Origin of the sequence: Rummeliibacillus pycnus, from assembly GCF_002884495.1 — a bacterium.
GTDB classification, from domain to species: domain Bacteria; phylum Bacillota; class Bacilli; order Bacillales_A; family Planococcaceae; genus Rummeliibacillus; species Rummeliibacillus pycnus.
In genome coordinates, this window is the sequence record NZ_KZ614145.1 from 2,887,130 (window position 1) to 2,906,931 (window position 19,802).

Consider the following 19,802-nt stretch of genomic DNA (forward strand, 5'->3'; position numbering starts at 1 on the left):
TTCGCATATCTTTTTTAGTCAATGACTATAATTCTAACACAGTAGAAAAATGAAGGACAGTCCAAGAAAACATTTTACATATTCTTCATTTTAATAGAGACAAAATAAAAAAGTCTCAGCAACAATGCCAAGACTCTAAATTACTATTTTATTATACAATATGTTTCACATGAAACATTTGCTGTAAAAGTGCCCAATTTTGTGGAAATGAGAATCCAAGATGCCAATAGGCAATCCCTTTCAACCTTAAATTCTCTAGTAACTTGAATTTTGCTTCAATAGATCTCGCATCTTCAAACCAAACAACATGTTCTACCCCGTCTTTCCAATAATGGAAATATGGTGCTTGTGCAATTTCATCATATAAGATTGCAGCGTTATTTTGTTTAGCTAATTCAATTGCATATTGTGGACTAACAGCAAGTGCATTTGGGTTTCCCACTTTATACGGCAACTTCCAATCATACCCATATATATTTTGCCCCATCATAATTTTTGAGGGCGGTATTGCTGTTACTGCATATTCAAGAACTTGCTTTACCGGACCAATTGGAGATACAGCCATCGGTGGTCCACCACTATATCCCCATTCATATGTCATCAATATCACAAAATCAACGACTTCACCAATTGCTTTATAATCATGTCCTTCATACCACTTTCCAGGTTGATTAGCACTTGTTTTAGGTGCTAATGCAACAGAAACGGTTAATCCCTCTGGATGAGCTTTTGAAACTAACCTTTTAAGAAACTCAACGTACTTCTCTTTATCTTCTGGAGGTAAATATTCAAAATCAACATGAATATCCTTTGCACCATGCTTTTTCGCTTCTTGTAATGCTGACCCAATTATTAAATCTTGTAAATTGGTATCCATAAAAATTTCATGCGCTAGCGTATCGCTAAATGCGCCATTCTCAATATTGGTAAGTACAATTGCAGAAGCGGTTCTATTTGCCGCTGCAATGTCCCCTAAATCTCCCCAGTCAAGAGTAGTCAATGTTCCATCCCTTTTTACCTCATATGCAAATGGCATCATATAAGTAAGTAAAGGTGCTCTTTTTCTTAACTCCTGTGAGAGACGTACTGGCACATTTTTTGTATACCATTCCACATAAGCATTCGTCTCAATTGTTTGACGATTTGGATTTGGAGTTTCTGGTAATACAAGCGTTTGTCCCACCACTAGTACGTCTGGGTTTGGAATTTCATTGATCGCAACAATTGTTGCAACTGTCGTATGATGATCTCTAGCAATTCTATTTAAACTATCTCCCTGTTTTACAACATAGATCAAATGCAGCCTCCTCTCCTTCTTCATGATTACTAACATATGCTATAACATTGCAAATCATGCTAAACTATTTGGCAAGGAGCGTGTCTAAATGAACAAAGATCATTATTTTATGCAATTAGCTATTGAAGAAGCGCAAAAAGCAGAATCCCTAGGCGAAGTGCCTATAGGAGCTGTCATCGTCTATCAAAATCAGGTAATTGCTAGTGCCCATAATCTACGAGAAACTTCACAAAATGCTGTAACACACGCAGAGCTTATGGCAATTCAACGAGCTTGTGATGTTATCGGTAGTTGGCGTTTAGAGGAAACTACATTGTATGTTACATTAGAACCTTGTCCTATGTGTGCAGGTGCTATTTTGCAATCTCGAATCCCCCGTGTAGTTTATGGTGCACGTGATAGTAAAGCTGGATGTGTTGATTCACTCTACCACCTTTTAAATGACAGTCGTTTCAATCATGAATGTCAAGTGACAGAGGGAGTACTAGCAGATCAATGTAGTGGGTTACTAACAAATTTTTTTAGAGAACTTCGTGCCCGAAAAAAGGCAGAAAAGAAGGCAAGAAATTTAACAAAGACAAAATCCAATCCATTATGATGAGGTATATAGGTTGGTATATTTCTTGGCTTTGCACTCGAAAACAAGGTCAATGAAAAAGTGCAATCACACAAAAATTTATAGTATATATGTAATTGAATGAAGTAGGATTAGCTCTGCTCCATGAGTGAACTGACGAACCTCCTCGTACGAAAATCCTTTGGTCCTGCAATAGCATTATCGCTTTATCATTTTTCAAAAAGAAAAAACTGTAGACAAAATTATAGTTGTCTACAGTCTCAAACAATTGAAACATCTATTTTTATTTAACTGGCGCTTTGATTTCTTCAATACCACCCATATATGGTACTAACACTTCAGGGATTTTCACGCTTCCATCAGCTTGTTGGTAATTTTCTAAAATTGCAGCAACAGTGCGGCCTACGGCAAGCCCTGAACCATTTAGTGTGTGTACATATTCTGGTTTTGCCCCCGGTTCACGACGGAATCGAATATTTGCACGACGAGCTTGGAAATCTTCAAAGTTAGAGCAAGAAGAAATTTCACGGTACATATTTTGGGCTGGAATCCAAACTTCTAAATCATATTTTTTCGCAGCTGTGAAACCAAGGTCGGCTGTACACATTTTTAATTTACGGTATGGCAATCCCAATAATTGAAGAACTTCTTCAGCGTGACCAGTTAGTTTTTCAAGTTCATCATAAGAATCTTCAGGTTTAACAAAGCGTACAAGTTCCACTTTATTGAATTGATGTTGGCGAATTAAACCACGTGTATCGCGGCCAGCAGAACCTGCTTCTGATCGGAAACAAGCACTAAATGCTGTGAATGCTTGTGGAAGTTTTGCACCATCAAGAATTTCATCACGGTAAAAGTTTGTAACTGGTACTTCAGCTGTTGGCACTAAGAAATAATCTGGCTGTTCAACTAAGAACGCATCTTCTTCAAATTTAGGAAGTTGACCAGTACCCGTTAAACTTGCGCGATTAGCCATATATGGTGGTAACATTTCTTCATAACCATGTTTATCAGCATGAAGGTCCATCATAAAATTCCATAATGCACGTTCAAGTCGAGCACCTAAACCACGATAAAATACGAAACGACTTCCTGTCACTTTACCAGCACGTTCGAAGTCAATAATAGCAAGATCTGTTCCAAGGTCCCAATGAGGTTTGATTTCAAAATCGAATTCAGGCACTTCGCCCCATTTAAATACTTCTTCGTTATCATCTTCTGAGTCACCTACAGGTACACTTTCATGTGCAATATTAGGCAAACGCATCATCATATCATTAAATTTCGCTTCAACTTCGTTTAATTCAGCATCTAATTTTTTGATTTCATCATTAACTGCGCGCATATTAGCAATATCTTCATCTGCATTTTCTTTTGCGCGTTTTTTTACAGCAATTGCTTCAGATGCTTTATTTCTTTCTGCTTTTAACACTTCTGTTTTTGCTATTAAATCACGACGTTGTTGGTCCCATTCTTCAAAATGGTCAATTGTACCAAGATCCTCATTACGATGTGATAATTTTTCTTTAATTTCCGCAAAGTTTGAGCGGACTCGTTTAATGTCTAACATACTCAATTCCTCCGATTGTAAATTCGACTTTAGAAAAGTAGCTAATGTCAACGTTTCTAAATGCACATAAAAAAGCCCTCATCCCTATAAAAGGGACGAGAGCATACCCGCGTTGCCACCCTAATTGATTAGACCAAAAATCTAATCCACTTGTTTCATAACGGTTTTAAAACCGGCTACAGTCTACTATTCGTTCAACTGAGCAACTCCAGGACGGATTCACAAGCGTTTCTACCGACTTACACCAACCGTCGACTCTCTAAAAAAAACGTACTCGCTACTACTTCCTATCATCGTGTTAAATTTTAAGTTAACCATACTTTACAATACATCGAGGAGTTACGCAAGTACTGTGCTTTTACTTTCTTTCACCATATTGACGAAATATTCAATTATACGTGTATCTTCAGTTAATTCTGGGTGAAAAGAACACCCTAAAAACTGTCCATCCCGTGCAAGTACTATTCGTCCGTCATACTTGCCTAAGACTTCTACACCTTCACCAATGTTTACAATATGTGGTGCGCGGATAAACACCGCTGGAAAGTCCGTACCAATATCTTTTAGATCTAAAAGTACTTCAAAGCTATCAACTTGGCGTCCAAATGAATTTCGTTCAACTTCCACATCCATTACGCCAATATGAGGTTCTTTATAATCAACAAGTTTTTTTGCTAGGAGAATTAATCCAGCACAAGTACCGAACATTGGCTTCCCTGATGCGGCAAACAATCGTAACGCTGGCATCATATCATATCGATTGATGAGTTTCCTCATTGTCGTACTTTCTCCACCCGGTAGAACTACCCCATCTAAATGCTCAAGATCTTCCTTATGTTTAACAGCTATTGCCTTTGCTCCAACTGATTCAATTGCTCGTATATGTTCACGAACAGCTCCTTGCAATGCCAATACGCCAATTATTGTCATACTACCATCCTCGATCCTGCATACGGTCTTGTGGTGCAAGTTTTGAAATATCAATCCCTTTCATTGGTATTCCCAGTTCTTTTGATACTTCTGCGATTAGTTCATAGTCTTGGTAATTTGTAGTTGCTTCAACGATTGCGCGTGCAAATTTCTCTGGATTTTCTGATTTAAAAATACCTGAACCTACAAATACTCCATCTGCTCCTAGTTCCATCATCAACGCTGCGTCAGCTGGTGTAGCAACCCCTCCAGCAGCAAAGTTGACAACTGGTAAACGGCCTAAACGGTTAATTTCAAGTAACACTTCAAAAGGTGCACCCAAAATTTTGGCTTCCGTCATTAACTCATCTTTTGTCATATTCGCAACTTTCCGTACTTGCGCATTAACTTTACGAATATGTCTTACAGCTTCAACGATATTACCTGTTCCTGGTTCACCTTTTGTGCGTAGCATTGATGCACCTTCACCTATACGTCGAGCTGCTTCTCCTAAGTCCCGACAGCCACAAACAAATGGTACAGTATATTCACTTTTTAATAAGTGAAATTCTTCATCTGCTGGTGTTAGTACTTCACTTTCATCTATATAATCCACACCCATAGATTCTAGAACACGTGCTTCTACAATATGCCCAATTCGTGCTTTTGCCATAACCGGGATAGAGACAGCCCCCATTACTTCTTCCACAATACGTGGATCCGCCATACGTGCAACACCACCAGCAGCACGAATATCGGATGGTACGCGTTCTAATGCCATTACTGCGACAGCTCCAGCTGCTTCTGCAATTTTTGCTTGTTCTGCATTAATGACGTCCATAATAACGCCACCTTTTTGCATTTCTGCCATACCTCGTTTTACTCGTTCTGTACCTGTTTGAATAACCATTTATTTCCCTCCTAAAAACTAGTATGATGTAAGTATAAAGAAAATTGACCATATAAAAAGATTCAGTTATCCGTTTTTTGATATGGCCAGTTAGGGGCGATTTTATGGATATGCTTATGATTCAATTGGAAAAAGATTCAACAACTCCGCTTTATGAACAGCTTTATGAAGAAATAAAAAAAGGAATTATTGAAGGTACAATTGCCGTCAATTCAAAGCTTCCTTCGAAACGAAAACTTGCAGAATTCCTTTTAATTAGCCAGACAACAGTGGAACTTGCCTATTCACAGTTAATAGCTGAAGGATATATTACATCAAAACCACGTGTGGGCTTTTTTGTTGAAGCAATTGAGGAGTTAGCCTATGTTGAGAAAACAACTCCTGATTCGAATGTGTTAAAGTACCCACCAGAACCTACAATACTAATCGATTTTAATCCTGGTAAAATTGATACAGCATCTTTTCCTTTTACTACTTGGCGTAAATACGCAAAAGATGCAATTGATTATCACGAAAAGGAATTATTGCTAATCGGCTCTGCACAGGGCGAACCTGAATTACGTGAACAGATTGCCAGCTATTTATATCAATCAAGAGGTGTTCTTTGCTCTCCTGCACAAATTGTATTGGGTTCTGGTACTGAACAACTTCTTCCAATGATTATGAAACTCTTAGGCGAAGATAACCAATATGCTATTGAGAATCCTGGTTACTCCTTAACCCATCATATTTTCAATCAATATAACCAAAGAGTTATCCCGATAGAAGTTGATGATGACGGTATACAAGTTCAACACCTTGAAAATTCATGTGCAAATATTGCTTATGTTACCCCTTCTCATCAATTTCCAACGGGAGCTGTACTTTCAGCCTCCCGTCGCTCTCAACTATTAAATTGGGCGGCACAAGATGAATCACGGTTTATTATTGAAGATGATTATGATAGTGAATTTCGCTATATTGGTAAGCCTATTGCTTCGCTACAAGGAATGGATCACCGTGATACAGTTATTTACATTAGTACTTTTTCAAAATCCTTAATGCCTTCTCTACGTATTGCGTATTTTGTTATACCTAAAAAATTATTAGCCCGCTATCATAATATGTTTACTTACTATACTTCTACTGTTCCACGTTTTGAGCAACACATTCTAGCACAATTTATGAGAGATGGACATTTTTCAAAGCATTTAAATCGTATGCGAAAAATTTATCGAAAAAAATTAGAAAAATTAACGAATACACTTACTCCATACGCTCCAATCGTCAAAGTTTCTGGTGAACAAGCTGGTATGCACGTTATTTTAACAGTCAAGCACGCCTTAAATGCTATTACTTTGAGTAAGATTGCTTTACAGAAAGGGATACGCATAACACCAATCAAAGAATATATGCTTGCCCCTACAGCACAAAATCGAGAAGACCAATTTTTACTTGGTTTTGGTGGTATAGAGGAAAAAGAAATTTCAACATCTATTCACCAACTAATGGATTGTTGGGGAATACAAAAGGCATAAAAAAAGGACTGGCGTTATTGCCAATCCTTTTTTAATATTTTATATCACTAGAATAATCCTGAGAAGAAATCTCCAATTTTCTTGAATGATAATGACAACCAACTTGCTTTTTCTACAGTTGCTGTTGTTACAACATCTGCATTACTCACTGATCCATCAATAAAGCCATAATCTTTTCCAGATTTTTTATTGATTTCAACGTGACCAACAACTGTTCCCTTTTTAGCAGGAGCATTTAATGATTTTTTATCTAATACAAGTTTCGCGTTATAATCATCTGCTTCACTTGTTTTGACCATCATAGAAACAGCTTCTTTAGTAGCGATTTTGACATTAGAATCTTTACCATCTTTAACAGCTATTGTTTTTTGATTTTTAAATGTATAGCCTGCTGGTACAATTTCTTCTGTTGTAAATTGACCAAATCCATAGTCAAATAGTGTACGTGCTGCATTGAAACGCGCAATATGTTGTGGGCCATCCGCATGCATTACAACAGCTATCAAGCGCGTACCATTGCGTTTTGCTGTACCAGTAAAACATTGCCCAGCATAATCTGTAGTACCTGTTTTAAGTCCGTCGACTCCTTTATATTCTGCAACAAGCCCTGGCAACATAAAATTCCAGTTATCCATTTTAATAGCATCATCTGTGCCCTCACGGAATGTTTTTCTTGGAATACTAGACGTTTTTAATACTTCAGGGTGATCTTTTAGAAGGTGATATGCAAGTTTTGCAACAGATTTTGCAGGCATTTTGTTTTCTGCATTGTTTGGTGTACCTGTTGGTTGCATCCCTTGTAATTGTGCATTGTTAAGACCTGTAGCATTTACAAAGTGATAATCTTTTAAGCCTATTTCTTTAGCTTTTTTGTTCATCAATGTTAAAAATTCAGTTTCAGATCCCGCAATTGTTTCAGCGATAGCAATTGTTGCTGCATTTGCAGAGTAAATAGCCATTGCTTCATATAATTCCCTAATGGTATATTCACCATCTGCACGTAGTGGAACATTACTTAATGCACGATCTTGAGAAATTTTATAAGCATATTCTGAAACTTTATATTTTTGATCCCACTTAATTTTACCAGCCTTAATAGCATCTAACAGAATATATTCTGTCATCATTTTTGACATACTTGCTATTCCTAATGCTTGATTGGCATTTTTTTCATATAATATTTTTCCTGAATCAGCATCTATCAAAATAGCACCTTTAACATGTAAACCTAGATTATCTTTAGCACTTGCTGTATTTCCTGCTGGAATAGTTGCAATCATACTTAACATAAGTGCAACAGCTATAAAAATGCTAAAGATTTTGCTTTTTCTTGATGTCTTCACCATTCTACCTCCGTTATATATATAGACTTGTCTCGCTCATTTTAACATAGAATAAGTACATTCAACCATGGGATATAAAAAACACCCTTTCCGCTTCATAAAATGATACGAAAAGGGTGCTAAAGATATAATCTTATGCTAGCGAATAATTTGGTGCTTCCTTCGTAATTTGTACGTCATGTGGATGGCTTTCTTTTAAGCCTGCACCTGTCATACGAACAAATTGTGCATTTTCACGTAAATCATGAAGATCTTTTGATCCACAGTAGCCCATACCTGCACGAACACCACCAAGTAATTGATGAATAGTATCAGCTAATGGTCCTTTGTATGGAAGGCGTCCTTCAATACCCTCTGGAACAAGTTTCTTTGCATCTTCTTGGAAATATCGATCTTTTGAACCATTCTCCATAGCAGCTACTGAACCCATTCCGCGATATACCTTGAAACGGCGTCCTTGGAAGATTTCTGTTTCCCCAGGGGATTCGGAAGTTCCTGCAAGTAAGCTTCCTAGCATAACAGTATGTCCACCAGCTGCTAAAGCTTTCACTATATCACCTGAATATTTAATACCACCATCAGCAATAATTGTTTTACCTTGACGACGGGCTTCTGTAGCACAATCATATATAGCTGTGATTTGTGGTACACCTACACCAGCTACAACGCGAGTGGTACAAATAGAGCCAGGTCCAATACCAACTTTGACTACATCTGCACCAGCTTCATATAATGCTTTAGTTGCTTCAGCTGTTGCTACATTTCCTGCGATAATAGTTAAGTCTGGGAATTCATTTCGAATATTTCTTACTTGTTCTATAACGCCTTGTGAATGGCCATGAGCTGTATCAATTACGATTACATCAACTTGTGCTTCGACTAATTTTTGAATACGAAGCATTGAATCCTTTGTTACACCTACCGCAGCCCCTACAAGTAAACGTCCGTGCTCATCTTTTGCTGCATTTGGATATTCCATTACTTTCTCAATATCTTTAATTGTAATTAATCCTGTTAAAACACCGTCTTCGTCAACAATAGGGAGCTTTTCTATTTTGTATTGTTGTAGCATTTTTTCTGCTTCTTCTAATGTAGTACCAACAGGAGCTGTGATTAGATCTTCTTTCGTCATCACATCATCAATCTTAATAGAGTAATCTTGTACAAAACGTAAATCACGGTTTGTAATAATACCTACTAATTTTTGATCTTCCATATTATTCACAATCGGAACACCTGAAATACGATATTTCCCCATTAGATGCTCTGCATCAAAAACCTGATGAGAAGGTGTTAAGAAAAACGGATTCGTAATTACACCATTTTCAGATCGTTTAACTTTTTCAACTTGTTCAGCTTGTTCTTCAATACTCATATTTTTATGAATTATACCTAGGCCACCTTGACGTGCCATTGCAATAGCCATTGACGCTTCAGTAACTGTATCCATTCCAGCACTAATAATAGGGATGTTTAATTTAATCTTTGGTGTTAAATTGACTGATAAATCTACTTCTTTCGGTAATACTTCAGAATGTGCTGGTACAAGCAGTACATCATCGAATGTTAAACCCTCTTTGGCAAATTTCGTTTCCCACATTTCTTGAACTCCTCCTATAAAAAATATATTAATTGTAAGATTAACAACGGAAACGTTTTCTTGTCAAGGAATCTAAGATAAGTAAGATTATTTAGATTTTTCTCTATATTAAGTTTTTTATATCATTTTCTATTTTTAATGGGGATGTTTGTGGAGCATATCTTGCCACAACATGACCAGTTGAATCAACTAAGAACTTTGTAAAATTCCATTTAATATTTTCAGTTAAAAATCCCTTTTTTTCTGAAATCAGAAATTTAAATAACGGTGATGCATTTTTACCTTTAACATCTATTTTAGCAAACATAGGAAACTCAACTCCATAATTCTTTTGGCAATAAGAAATCGTTTTATTAATAGTATTAAATTCCTGATTATTAAATTGGCTACAAGGGAAACCTAGAATGGTGAATCCTTCATTTTTATATTTTTCATAGAGTTCTTGTAATTCTTTAAATTGTGGTGTAAATCCACATTTAGAAGCTGTATTAACAATTAGTAAAGGATGCCCCTCATAATACTTTAATGATTGTTGCTCACCATTAATTGTTTCAACTGTAAAATCATATATGGTTGACATTTTAGAACCCCTTTCTTATAAATTATTATTTTCTTTACTATCACTCTATTCTTTTAGAAATTGATCTACAACAAAGCAACTATGCTAAATATCTTAATTCAAGAATATTAAATCATAAATACCTGAACATATGCAAAAAAGCACAACTGAATCATCAGTTGTGCTTTATGTATGCCTAGCAACGTCCTACTCTCGCAGGGGGACAGCCCCCAACTACCATCGGCGCTAAAGAGCTTAACTTCTGTGTTCGGCATGGGAACAGGTGTGACCTCTTTGCCATCATTACTAGACTATTGAGATTGTTCTCTCAAAACTGGATAAACACTCATTGAAGTTCTTAAGAACTTTTGGTTAAGTCCTCGATCGATTAGTATTCGTCAGCTCCATGTGTCACCACACTTCCACCTCGAACCTATCTACCTTGTCGCCTTCAAGGGATCTTACTTACTTGCGTAATGGGAAATCTCATCTTGAGGGGGGCTTCATGCTTAGATGCTTTCAGCACTTATCCCGTCCACACATAGCTACCCAGCGATGCTCTTGGCAGAACAACTGGTACACCAGCGGTGTGTCCATCCCGGTCCTCTCGTACTAAGGACAGCTCCTCTCAAATTTCCTACGCCCACGACGGATAGGGACCGAACTGTCTCACGACGTTCTGAACCCAGCTCGCGTACCGCTTTAATGGGCGAACAGCCCAACCCTTGGGACCGACTACAGCCCCAGGATGCGATGAGCCGACATCGAGGTGCCAAACCTCCCCGTCGATGTGGACTCTTGGGGGAGATAAGCCTGTTATCCCCGGGGTAGCTTTTATCCGTTGAGCGATGGCCCTTCCATGCGGAACCACCGGATCACTAAGCCCGTCTTTCGACCCTGCTCGACTTGTAGGTCTCGCAGTCAAGCTCCCTTGTGCCTTTACACTCTGCGAATGATTTCCAACCATTCTGAGGGAACCTTTGGGCGCCTCCGTTACTCTTTAGGAGGCGACCGCCCCAGTCAAACTGTCCGCCTGACACTGTCTCCTACCCCGCTTAGGGGTACGGGTTAGAATTTCAATACAGCTGGGGTAGTATCCCAAGGACGCCTCCACCGAAGCTGGCGCTCCGGTCTCTCTGGCTCCTACCTATCCTGTACAAGCTGTACCAAAATTCAATATCAGGCTACAGTAAAGCTCCACGGGGTCTTTCCGTCCTGTCGCGGGTAACCTGCATCTTCACAGGTACTATAATTTCACCGAGTCTCTCGTTGAGACAGTGCCCAGATCGTTACGCCTTTCGTGCGGGTCGGAACTTACCCGACAAGGAATTTCGCTACCTTAGGACCGTTATAGTTACGGCCGCCGTTTACTGGGGCTTCGGTTCTCACCTTCGCTTGCGCTAAGCAATCCCCTTAACCTTCCAGCACCGGGCAGGCGTCAGCCCCTATACGTCACCTTACGGTTTTGCAGAGACCTGTGTTTTTGCTAAACAGTCGCCTGGGCCTATTCACTGCGGCTCTCTCGGGCTTGCACCCTACTAGAGCACCCCTTCTCCCGAAGTTACGGGGTCATTTTGCCGAGTTCCTTAACGAGAGTTCTCTCGCTCACCTTAGGATTCTCTCCTCGACTACCTGTGTCGGTTTGCGGTACGGGCACCTCCTACCTCGCTAGAGGCTTTTCTTGACAGTGTGAAATCAGGAACTTCGCTCATACGAGCTCGCCATCATAGCTCAACGTTATAGAGAGCGGATTTGCCTACTCTCACGTCTTACTATTTAGACGCACATAACCAACAGTGCGCTTACCCTATCCTACTGTGTCCCCCCATTACTCAAATGGTAGGGAGGTGGTACAGGAATATCAACCTGTTATCCATCGCCTACGCCTGTCGGCCTCGGCTTAGGTCCCGACTAACCCTGAGAGGACGAGCCTTCCTCAGGAAACCTTAGTCATTCGGTGGATGGGATTCTCACCCATCTTTCGCTACTCATACCGGCATTCTCACTTCTAAGCGCTCCACCAGTCCTTCCGGTCTGACTTCACAGCACTTAGAACGCTCTCCTACCACAGACATCGTAGATGTCTATCCACAGCTTCGGTGAATTGTTTAGCCCCGATACATTTTCGGCGCAGCGTCACTCGACCAGTGAGCTATTACGCACTCTTTAAATGGTGGCTGCTTCTGAGCCAACATCCTGGTTGTCTAAGCAACGTCACATCCTTTTCCACTTAACAATTACTTTGGGACCTTAGCTGGTGGTCTGGGCTGTTTCCCTTTTGACTACGGATCTTATCACTCGCAGTCTGACTCCCGTGCATAAATCACTGGCATTCGGAGTTTGTCTGAATTCGGTAATCCGGGATGGACCCCTAGTCCAAACAGTGCTCTACCTCCAGGATTCTCTATCACGAGGCTAGCCCTAAAGCTATTTCGGAGAGAACCAGCTATCTCCAAGTTCGATTGGAATTTCTCCGCTACCCACACCTCATCCCCGCACTTTTCAACGTGCGTGGGTTCGGGCCTCCAGTAAGTGTTACCTTACCTTCACCCTGGACATGGGTAGATCACCTGGTTTCGGGTCTACGACCACATACTCATTCGCCCTATTCAGACTCGCTTTCGCTACGGCTCCGTCTTTTCAACTTAACCTTGCATGTAATCGTAACTCGCCGGTTCATTCTACAAAAGGCACGCTATCACCCATTAACGGGCTCTAACTACTTGTAGGCACATGGTTTCAGGATCTCTTTCACTCCCCTCCCGGGGTGCTTTTCACCTTTCCCTCACGGTACTGGTTCACTATCGGTCACTAGAGAGTATTTAGCCTTAGGAGATGGTCCTCCCAGATTCCGACGGAATTTCACGTGTTCCGCCGTACTCAGGATCCACTCTGGAGGGAATGAACTTTTGACTACAGGACTGTTACCTTCTTCGGTAGGTCTTTCCAAACCGCTTCGTCTAATTCATTCCTTTGTAACTCCGTATAGAGTGTCCTACAACCCCAAGAGGCAAGCCTCTTGGTTTGGGCTCTTCCCATTTCGCTCGCCGCTACTAAGGGAATCGAATTTTCTTTCTCTTCCTTCAGGTACTTAGATGTTTCAGTTCCCTGAGTCTGCCATCATGACGCTATGTATTCACGTCAAGATACTGTCCCATTACGAACAGTGGGTTCCCCCATTCGGAAATCTCCGGATCATAGCTTACTTACAGCTCCCCGAAGCATATCGGTGTTAGTGCCGTCCTTCATCGGCTTCTAGTGCCAAGGCATCCGCCATGCGCCCTTAATAACTTAACCTTCAGTTTTCAATACACATCGCATTACGTCGTCAATTTCACTCGTTCAAATCCTCATGCACCAAAGTGCACTCCGGTTTTCACTCACTCATTTCCTAGTACTACTCGTGTCTTGAAACCTTTTACAACTTTCAAGTTATTAAGCCTAAAAAATTTAAAACTTAATATAAAAAAATGTGTTACTTAAGAATTTCTTCAATGTCGTTTTATCCAGTTTTCAAAGAACAAGTTTTGAAAGCGATGAGCCTTCAAAACTGAACAGCAACCGTTAATCTTACAGACCCAAGGTCTGTATTCCGAAATATTCCTTAGAAAGGAGGTGATCCAGCCGCACCTTCCGATACGGCTACCTTGTTACGACTTCACCCCAATCATCTATCCCACCTTCGGCGGCTGGCTCCAAAAGGTTACCTCACCGACTTCGGGTGTTACAAACTCTCGTGGTGTGACGGGCGGTGTGTACAAGGCCCGGGAACGTATTCACCGCGGCATGCTGATCCGCGATTACTAGCGATTCCGGCTTCATGTAGGCGAGTTGCAGCCTACAATCCGAACTGAGAACGGTTTTATGAGATTAGCGTGCTCTCGCGAGTTAGCGACTCTTTGTACCGTCCATTGTAGCACGTGTGTAGCCCAGGTCATAAGGGGCATGATGATTTGACGTCATCCCCACCTTCCTCCGGTTTGTCACCGGCAGTCACCTTAGAGTGCCCAACTAAATGATGGCAACTAAGATTAAGGGTTGCGCTCGTTGCGGGACTTAACCCAACATCTCACGACACGAGCTGACGACAACCATGCACCACCTGTCACCAATGTCCCCGAAGGGAAAACTCTATCTCTAGAGTGGTCACTGGGATGTCAAGACCTGGTAAGGTTCTTCGCGTTGCTTCGAATTAAACCACATGCTCCACCGCTTGTGCGGGCCCCCGTCAATTCCTTTGAGTTTCAACCTTGCGGTCGTACTCCCCAGGCGGAGTGCTTAATGCGTTAGCTGCAGCACTAAGGGGCGGAAACCCCCTAACACTTAGCACTCATCGTTTACGGCATGGACTACCAGGGTATCTAATCCTGTTTGCTCCCCATGCTTTCGCGCCTCAGCGTCAGTTGCAGACCAGAAAGTCGCCTTCGCCACTGGTGTTCCTCCAAATCTCTACGCATTTCACCGCTACACTTGGAATTCCACTTTCCTCTTCTGCACTCAAGTCTCCCAGTTTCCAATGACCCTCCACGGTTAAGCCGTGGGCTTTCACATCAGACTTAAGAAACCGCCTGCGCGCGCTTTACGCCCAATAAATCCGGACAACGCTTGCCACCTACGTATTACCGCGGCTGCTGGCACGTAGTTAGCCGTGGCTTTCTAATAAGGTACCGTCAAGGTACGTTCATTTCCTAACGTACTTGTTCTTCCCTTACAACAGAGTTTTACGATCCGAAAACCTTCATCACTCACGCGGCGTTGCTCCATCAGACTTTCGTCCATTGTGGAAGATTCCCTACTGCTGCCTCCCGTAGGAGTTTGGGCCGTGTCTCAGTCCCAATGTGGCCGATCACCCTCTCAGGTCGGCTATGCATCGTCGCCTTGGTAGGCCGTTACCCCACCAACTAGCTAATGCACCGCGGGCCCATCCTGTAGTGACGCCCGAAAGCGCCTTTCAACATTTCACCATGAGGTGAAATGGATTATCCGGTATTAGCTCCGGTTTCCCGAAGTTATCCCAGTCTACAGGGCAGGTTGCCCACGTGTTACTCACCCGTCCGCCGCTAAATCAGAGGAGCAAGCTCCTCGTCATTCGCTCGACTTGCATGTATTAGGCACGCCGCCAGCGTTCGTCCTGAGCCAGGATCAAACTCTCCATAAAAGTAAAGTTTGAAAGCTCATTTGCTTTGCTAGCGTTATCTATTTGATAACAATTTGTCCTTATCACTAACAGAAGTTAGTGATCAAAGTTTATTGATTAACGTTTGCTTGTTCAGTTTTCAAGGTTCATATTTCGTCGTCATCTTAATGACTTAATTATTATATCATTATAACTTTTTAATGTCAACATCTTTTTTTAAAAGAGCTTTCATTAACAAATTTAATATATTTTTTGCCGTCACTTATTAGCGACTTATATATTATATCTATCTATTTGAACTAAGTCAATATATTTTTCAAAAAAGATTCTTTTACTATAAAAGAGGGTCTAATCCAATCTCTATTATAGTAAAGAATCAATGTTTATCACAATACTAGACGTTCAATATATATACTTCTATTTTTTGCAAGATCGATAATATCATTTGATCCGTCTAATTTAACTACGGGTCTGGTTGCGGATGTTTTGTTAGTAAAAACAATAGATCCTTCATAACCATTAGATAATTCTACTTTTGTTCCTAATGATAGGTCTGCTACACAAGTTATTAATGCTTGTACTACTTTAATATTGAATTTGCCGAATTCAGATTCCCGGATCATTTCTAAAACTTTAAACGGAGACTCTTTTGTACGATATACTCTTTCACAAGTCATTGCATGAAATACATCTGCTACAGCAATAATATGCGAATAGATTGAGATTGCATTCCCTTTATCGCCACGGGGATAACCGCTTCCATCTAGTCGTTCATGATGCTGATATACTGCGATCTTCATATCTGATTTGAGAATTGATATACCATTGATCATTTGCAGGCTATAATATGGATGCTCTTGAATCTCCTTAAATTCATATTCTGTTAAAGGGCCATTTTTTTCTCTTATCCTTTTACGAATTTTCGCCATACCACAATCAGCAACTGCACCTGCTATTGCAATTTGGATAATATCACCTTTGCTATAGCTCATCTTTTGCGCAATGACTGCACAAATTAAACTAATTGCAATTGAATGATGATAAATATAGTTTTTACTATCTGAGAACTCGTTTAATATAAATATTTTTTCCTTATTTTCTAAAACATCATTTATTAAAGGTAAAAGATTAGATCTAACTTTCGTTATATCAACATTACTGCCAGATTCCCAATTTAAAAACTCCAATTTAAACTTTTCTACAACATCTCTATACTTTTTTTCAAATGGCGTTATGTAGGTTTCTTCTATTCTTTCCTTTTGATCACTTGTTATAGCTGCATTTTCATTTTGAGTATCTTTTTTGGGCTCTATAGAAGAAGTTAATACTGGTACTTGGGAAATTTGAAAGGCTTTTAATACTGGTAAGTGATCACGCGTAACTTTAGTATTTTTATACATGATAGGATATTGAGTATTCGCAATAATATCTTTTGCAAGAATACTTCCTAGCCGTAAATCAGACACTTTTACTAATCTACTATCCAAACAAATTAACCCCCTTTGGAATTAAATTAATTATATTAGACTTATTGTAACTGAATTTTTTTCCAATTGTAATAGTCATTTTGCTATTCCATCTCTATTTCATCGCGTTCATTTCCTTGATTTTTTGTCATCATATGCATTAATAGTTGATTGTAGTGTAGGTTGCCACTCGTGGAAAGCATCCGCCGAAACAGAAATCAACTAACTCTATTTCAAAGACGATTAATTATATTTTAATAAAAAAAGAATGTAGACAAACTCGATTTTTCCGGTTTGCCTACATTTTGAAAGGAACGTTAATGTGTTCCTGTTAATTTCTAAACTATTAATAAATAACTTCTAATTTATTCTTCTGATGATTCATGATTATCCTCAGTCTCAATTATTTCATCTTCTTCTGATGTTTCATGATCATCTTCAGTTTCAGTTATTTCATCTTCGTCTATTTCTTCATCAGTTTCTTTTTTAACTTTAGCTACAGAGGCCACTAATTCATCATCAGCTAAGCGAATTAAGCGAACACCTTGAGTACTTCTACCTGTAACTGATATATCATCAATGTCCATTCGAATTAACATGCCATTAATCGTCATAAGCATTAAATCTTCTTGACCATCGATTGTTTTCACAGCTACAAGAGGGCCATTCTTATCTGTAATTTGGCAAGTTTTAATTCCTACTCCACCACGATTTTGTAGACGATACTCTGTCTCTGGGGTTCGTTTTCCGTAACCCTTTTCAGTGACTACAAGAATTTCTTGACCTGGTTCAACAATTTCCATCCCTACAACATAGTCTTCATCTCTTAATCGAATACCACGGACACCTGCTGCAGTACGTCCCATAGAGCGAATATCCTCTTCGTTAAAGCGAACTAGCATACCATTGTGTGTACCAATTATGATTTCTTTTTTACCATCTGTAAGGCGAACTGAGATTAATTCATCATCCTCACGAAGTGAAATGGCAATTAATCCATTGGTACGTATATTTGCAAAGTTAGACAATGGTGTACGTTTTGTGACTCCAGTGCGTGTAGTAAAGACAAAGTAAGCATCCTCATCATAAGATGCAACGCGAATAACAGCCGTTACTTTCTCTTCCTTATCTACGTTTAGTAAATTAACTAAAGGCAAACCTTTTGCTGTTCTACCAAACTCAGGAATTTCATAACCTTTTGCTTTAAATACCTTACCCTTAGATGTAAAGAATAGAATCGTGTCATGGGTAGATGTATAAAGTAAATGTTCTACAAAATCATCTTCATGTGTACCCATTCCTTGGACACCACGTCCTCCACGACGTTGACTGCGGTAAGTATTAGCTGGAAGACGTTTAATATAACCATTATGAGTGATTGTAATAACAGAATTTTCACGAGGAATTAAATCTTCATCTTCAATCATTTCCATACCGCCAGAAGTAATTTCTGTGCGACGACCATCATTAAAACGTTCTTTTATTTCTAATAATTCATCATGAATAATTTGACGGATTTTCGCTTCATCCGCAAGAATTTCTTTTAATTCTTTTATTAGTGCTAGTAATTCTTGGTACTCTGCTTCAATTTTATCGCGTTCCAAACCAGTTAACCTTTGCAAACGCATATCTAAAATTGCTTGTGCTTGCCGTTCGCTCAGAGTGAATTTTTCCATCAATCCATTTTTGGCAATTTCCGCTGTTTGAGACGCACGAATTAAGCTAATAATTTCATCGATATGATCGAGTGCAATACGTAAACCTTCAAGTATATGGGCACGGTTTTCTGCTTTACGTAATTCAAATTCTGTTCGTCTACGAATCACTACTTTTTGGTGTTCTAAGTAATGATATAGTGCTTCTTTTAAACTTAATACTTTTGGTTGCCCACCGACAAGAGCCAACATATTAATACCAAAGGTAGTTTGCATTGCTGTTTGTTTATATAAGTTATTTAATACAACATTTGCATTCGCATCTTTGCGAACATCAATTGTAACGCGCATTCCTGTACGATCAGATTCATCGCGAATATTTGTAATTCCATCGATTTTCTTATCTCGTACTAGTTCTGCAATTTTCTCGATTAAACGCGCTTTATTGACTTGATAAGGGAGCTCGTGAATGACGATAACTTCTTTACCACTTGACTTTTGTTCAATTTCCACACGCGCACGAGTTACGATAGAGCCACGGCCAGTTTCATAAGCACGGCGAATACCACTTTTACCTAGAATTAAGCCACCAGTTGGAAAGTCTGGTCCAGGAATAATTTCCATAAGTTCTTCTGTAGTTATTGCAGGGTTATCTGAAACAGCTAATACACCATCTATAACCTCTCCTAATTGGTGAGGTGGGATATTTGTTGCCATCCCGACAGCAATCCCTGATGCACCGTTAACAAGCAAATTTGGATAACGAGCGGGCAATACTACTGGTTCTTTTTCATTTCCATCATAGTTATCTTGATAATCAATTGTATCTTTGTTGATATCACGTAACATTTCCATTGAGATTTTGGACATACGTGATTCTGTATAACGCATTGCAGCAGCACCATCACCATCGACGGAACCAAAGTTACCATGGCCATCTACCAACATATAACGATAGCTAAAATCTTGTGCCATACGTACCATTGCCTCGTATATTGACGAGTCACCGTGTGGGTGATACTTCCCCATTACATCCCCAACAATACGGGCAGATTTTTTATATGGTTTATCAGAAGTACTACCTAACTCTTGCATACCATATAAAATACGACGTTGAACTGGTTTCAGGCCATCGCGGACATCTGGTAAAGCACGAGAAACGATAACACTCATTGCATAATCTAAAAATGAAGTTCTAATTGTTTTGGTAATATTAACTCCTTTTACACCGGAGTTGTTTATTTCAGACAAAGTGCTGACCT

The 19,802-nt window shown here is 39.7% G+C and carries 11 protein-coding genes, 3 rRNA genes and 1 other annotated feature; of the genes, 2 read left to right on the plus strand and 12 right to left on the minus strand.

Annotation, left to right across the window (positions count from 1 at the left end):
• Positions 1-151: 151 nt before the first annotated feature.
• Positions 152-1,321: a glycosyl hydrolase family 18 protein gene (locus CEF14_RS14045; RefSeq protein WP_102694412.1), complete on the minus strand. Its 1,170-nt coding sequence runs from the start codon at positions 1,319-1,321 to the stop codon at positions 152-154.
• A 64-nt stretch (positions 1,322-1,385) separates the two neighbouring features.
• Here CEF14_RS14045 and tadA point away from each other — a divergent pair, with 64 nt between their 5' ends.
• Positions 1,386-1,895 (plus strand): tRNA adenosine(34) deaminase TadA, encoded by a 510-nt coding sequence (gene tadA, locus CEF14_RS14050; protein ID WP_102693411.1) that lies wholly within the window; start codon positions 1,386-1,388, stop codon positions 1,893-1,895.
• 262 nt (positions 1,896-2,157) lie between these two features.
• Here the strand turns inward: tadA and serS are convergent, their stop codons facing one another.
• The 3 genes from serS to pdxS form a co-directional block, all read right to left on the minus strand.
• Positions 2,158-3,444 carry a serine--tRNA ligase gene (gene serS, locus CEF14_RS14055; protein WP_102693412.1) on the minus strand — a complete coding sequence of 429 codons (1,287 nt, stop codon included), beginning with the start codon at positions 3,442-3,444 and terminating at the stop codon, positions 2,158-2,160.
• Between the two features lie 88 nt (positions 3,445-3,532).
• Positions 3,533-3,747: a binding site (T-box leader), on the minus strand.
• A gap of 36 nt (positions 3,748-3,783) precedes the next feature.
• The gene (gene pdxT, locus CEF14_RS14060) at positions 3,784-4,374 is read right to left on the minus strand and encodes a pyridoxal 5'-phosphate synthase glutaminase subunit PdxT (RefSeq protein WP_102693413.1); all 591 of its coding nucleotides are present in this window, start codon (positions 4,372-4,374) and stop codon (positions 3,784-3,786) included.
• 1 nt (position 4,375) lies between these two features.
• On the minus strand, positions 4,376-5,263 hold the full coding sequence (pdxS, locus tag CEF14_RS14065) for a pyridoxal 5'-phosphate synthase lyase subunit PdxS (RefSeq protein WP_211284619.1): 888 nt from the start codon (positions 5,261-5,263) through the stop codon (positions 4,376-4,378).
• Positions 5,264-5,367: 104 nt separating this feature from the next.
• Between pdxS and pdxR the strand changes: the two genes are divergently transcribed.
• Positions 5,368-6,780: a MocR-like pyridoxine biosynthesis transcription factor PdxR gene (pdxR, locus tag CEF14_RS14070; RefSeq protein WP_102693414.1), complete on the plus strand. Its 1,413-nt coding sequence runs from the start codon at positions 5,368-5,370 to the stop codon at positions 6,778-6,780.
• Positions 6,781-6,827: 47 nt separating this feature from the next.
• On the opposite strand, the gene CEF14_RS14075 is transcribed toward pdxR, so the two are convergent.
• From CEF14_RS14075 to gyrA, 8 genes are all read right to left on the minus strand, one after another.
• On the minus strand, positions 6,828-8,126 hold the full coding sequence (locus CEF14_RS14075) for a D-alanyl-D-alanine carboxypeptidase family protein (protein WP_102693415.1): 1,299 nt from the start codon (positions 8,124-8,126) through the stop codon (positions 6,828-6,830).
• A gap of 130 nt (positions 8,127-8,256) precedes the next feature.
• Positions 8,257-9,723: an IMP dehydrogenase gene (gene guaB, locus CEF14_RS14080; RefSeq protein WP_102693416.1), complete on the minus strand. Its 1,467-nt coding sequence runs from the start codon at positions 9,721-9,723 to the stop codon at positions 8,257-8,259.
• 103 nt (positions 9,724-9,826) lie between these two features.
• Positions 9,827-10,303, minus strand: a complete 477-nt coding sequence (locus CEF14_RS14085; protein WP_102693417.1) for a glutathione peroxidase — start codon at positions 10,301-10,303, stop codon at positions 9,827-9,829.
• 173 nt (positions 10,304-10,476) lie between these two features.
• A 5S ribosomal RNA gene (rrf, locus tag CEF14_RS14090) occupies positions 10,477-10,593 on the minus strand.
• A gap of 57 nt (positions 10,594-10,650) precedes the next feature.
• Positions 10,651-13,579, minus strand: a 23S ribosomal RNA gene (locus CEF14_RS14095).
• A gap of 311 nt (positions 13,580-13,890) precedes the next feature.
• Positions 13,891-15,440: ribosomal RNA gene (locus CEF14_RS14100) — 16S ribosomal RNA — on the minus strand.
• The 16S, 23S and 5S rRNA genes sit together here, the layout of an rRNA operon.
• A 365-nt stretch (positions 15,441-15,805) precedes the next feature.
• Positions 15,806-16,906 carry an HD-GYP domain-containing protein gene (locus CEF14_RS14105; protein ID WP_102693418.1) on the minus strand — a complete coding sequence of 367 codons (1,101 nt, stop codon included), beginning with the start codon at positions 16,904-16,906 and terminating at the stop codon, positions 15,806-15,808.
• Between the two features lie 344 nt (positions 16,907-17,250).
• The gene (gene gyrA / locus CEF14_RS14110) at positions 17,251-19,791 is read right to left on the minus strand and encodes a DNA gyrase subunit A (protein WP_102693419.1); all 2,541 of its coding nucleotides are present in this window, start codon (positions 19,789-19,791) and stop codon (positions 17,251-17,253) included.
• Between the last annotated feature and the right edge of the window lie 11 nt (positions 19,792-19,802).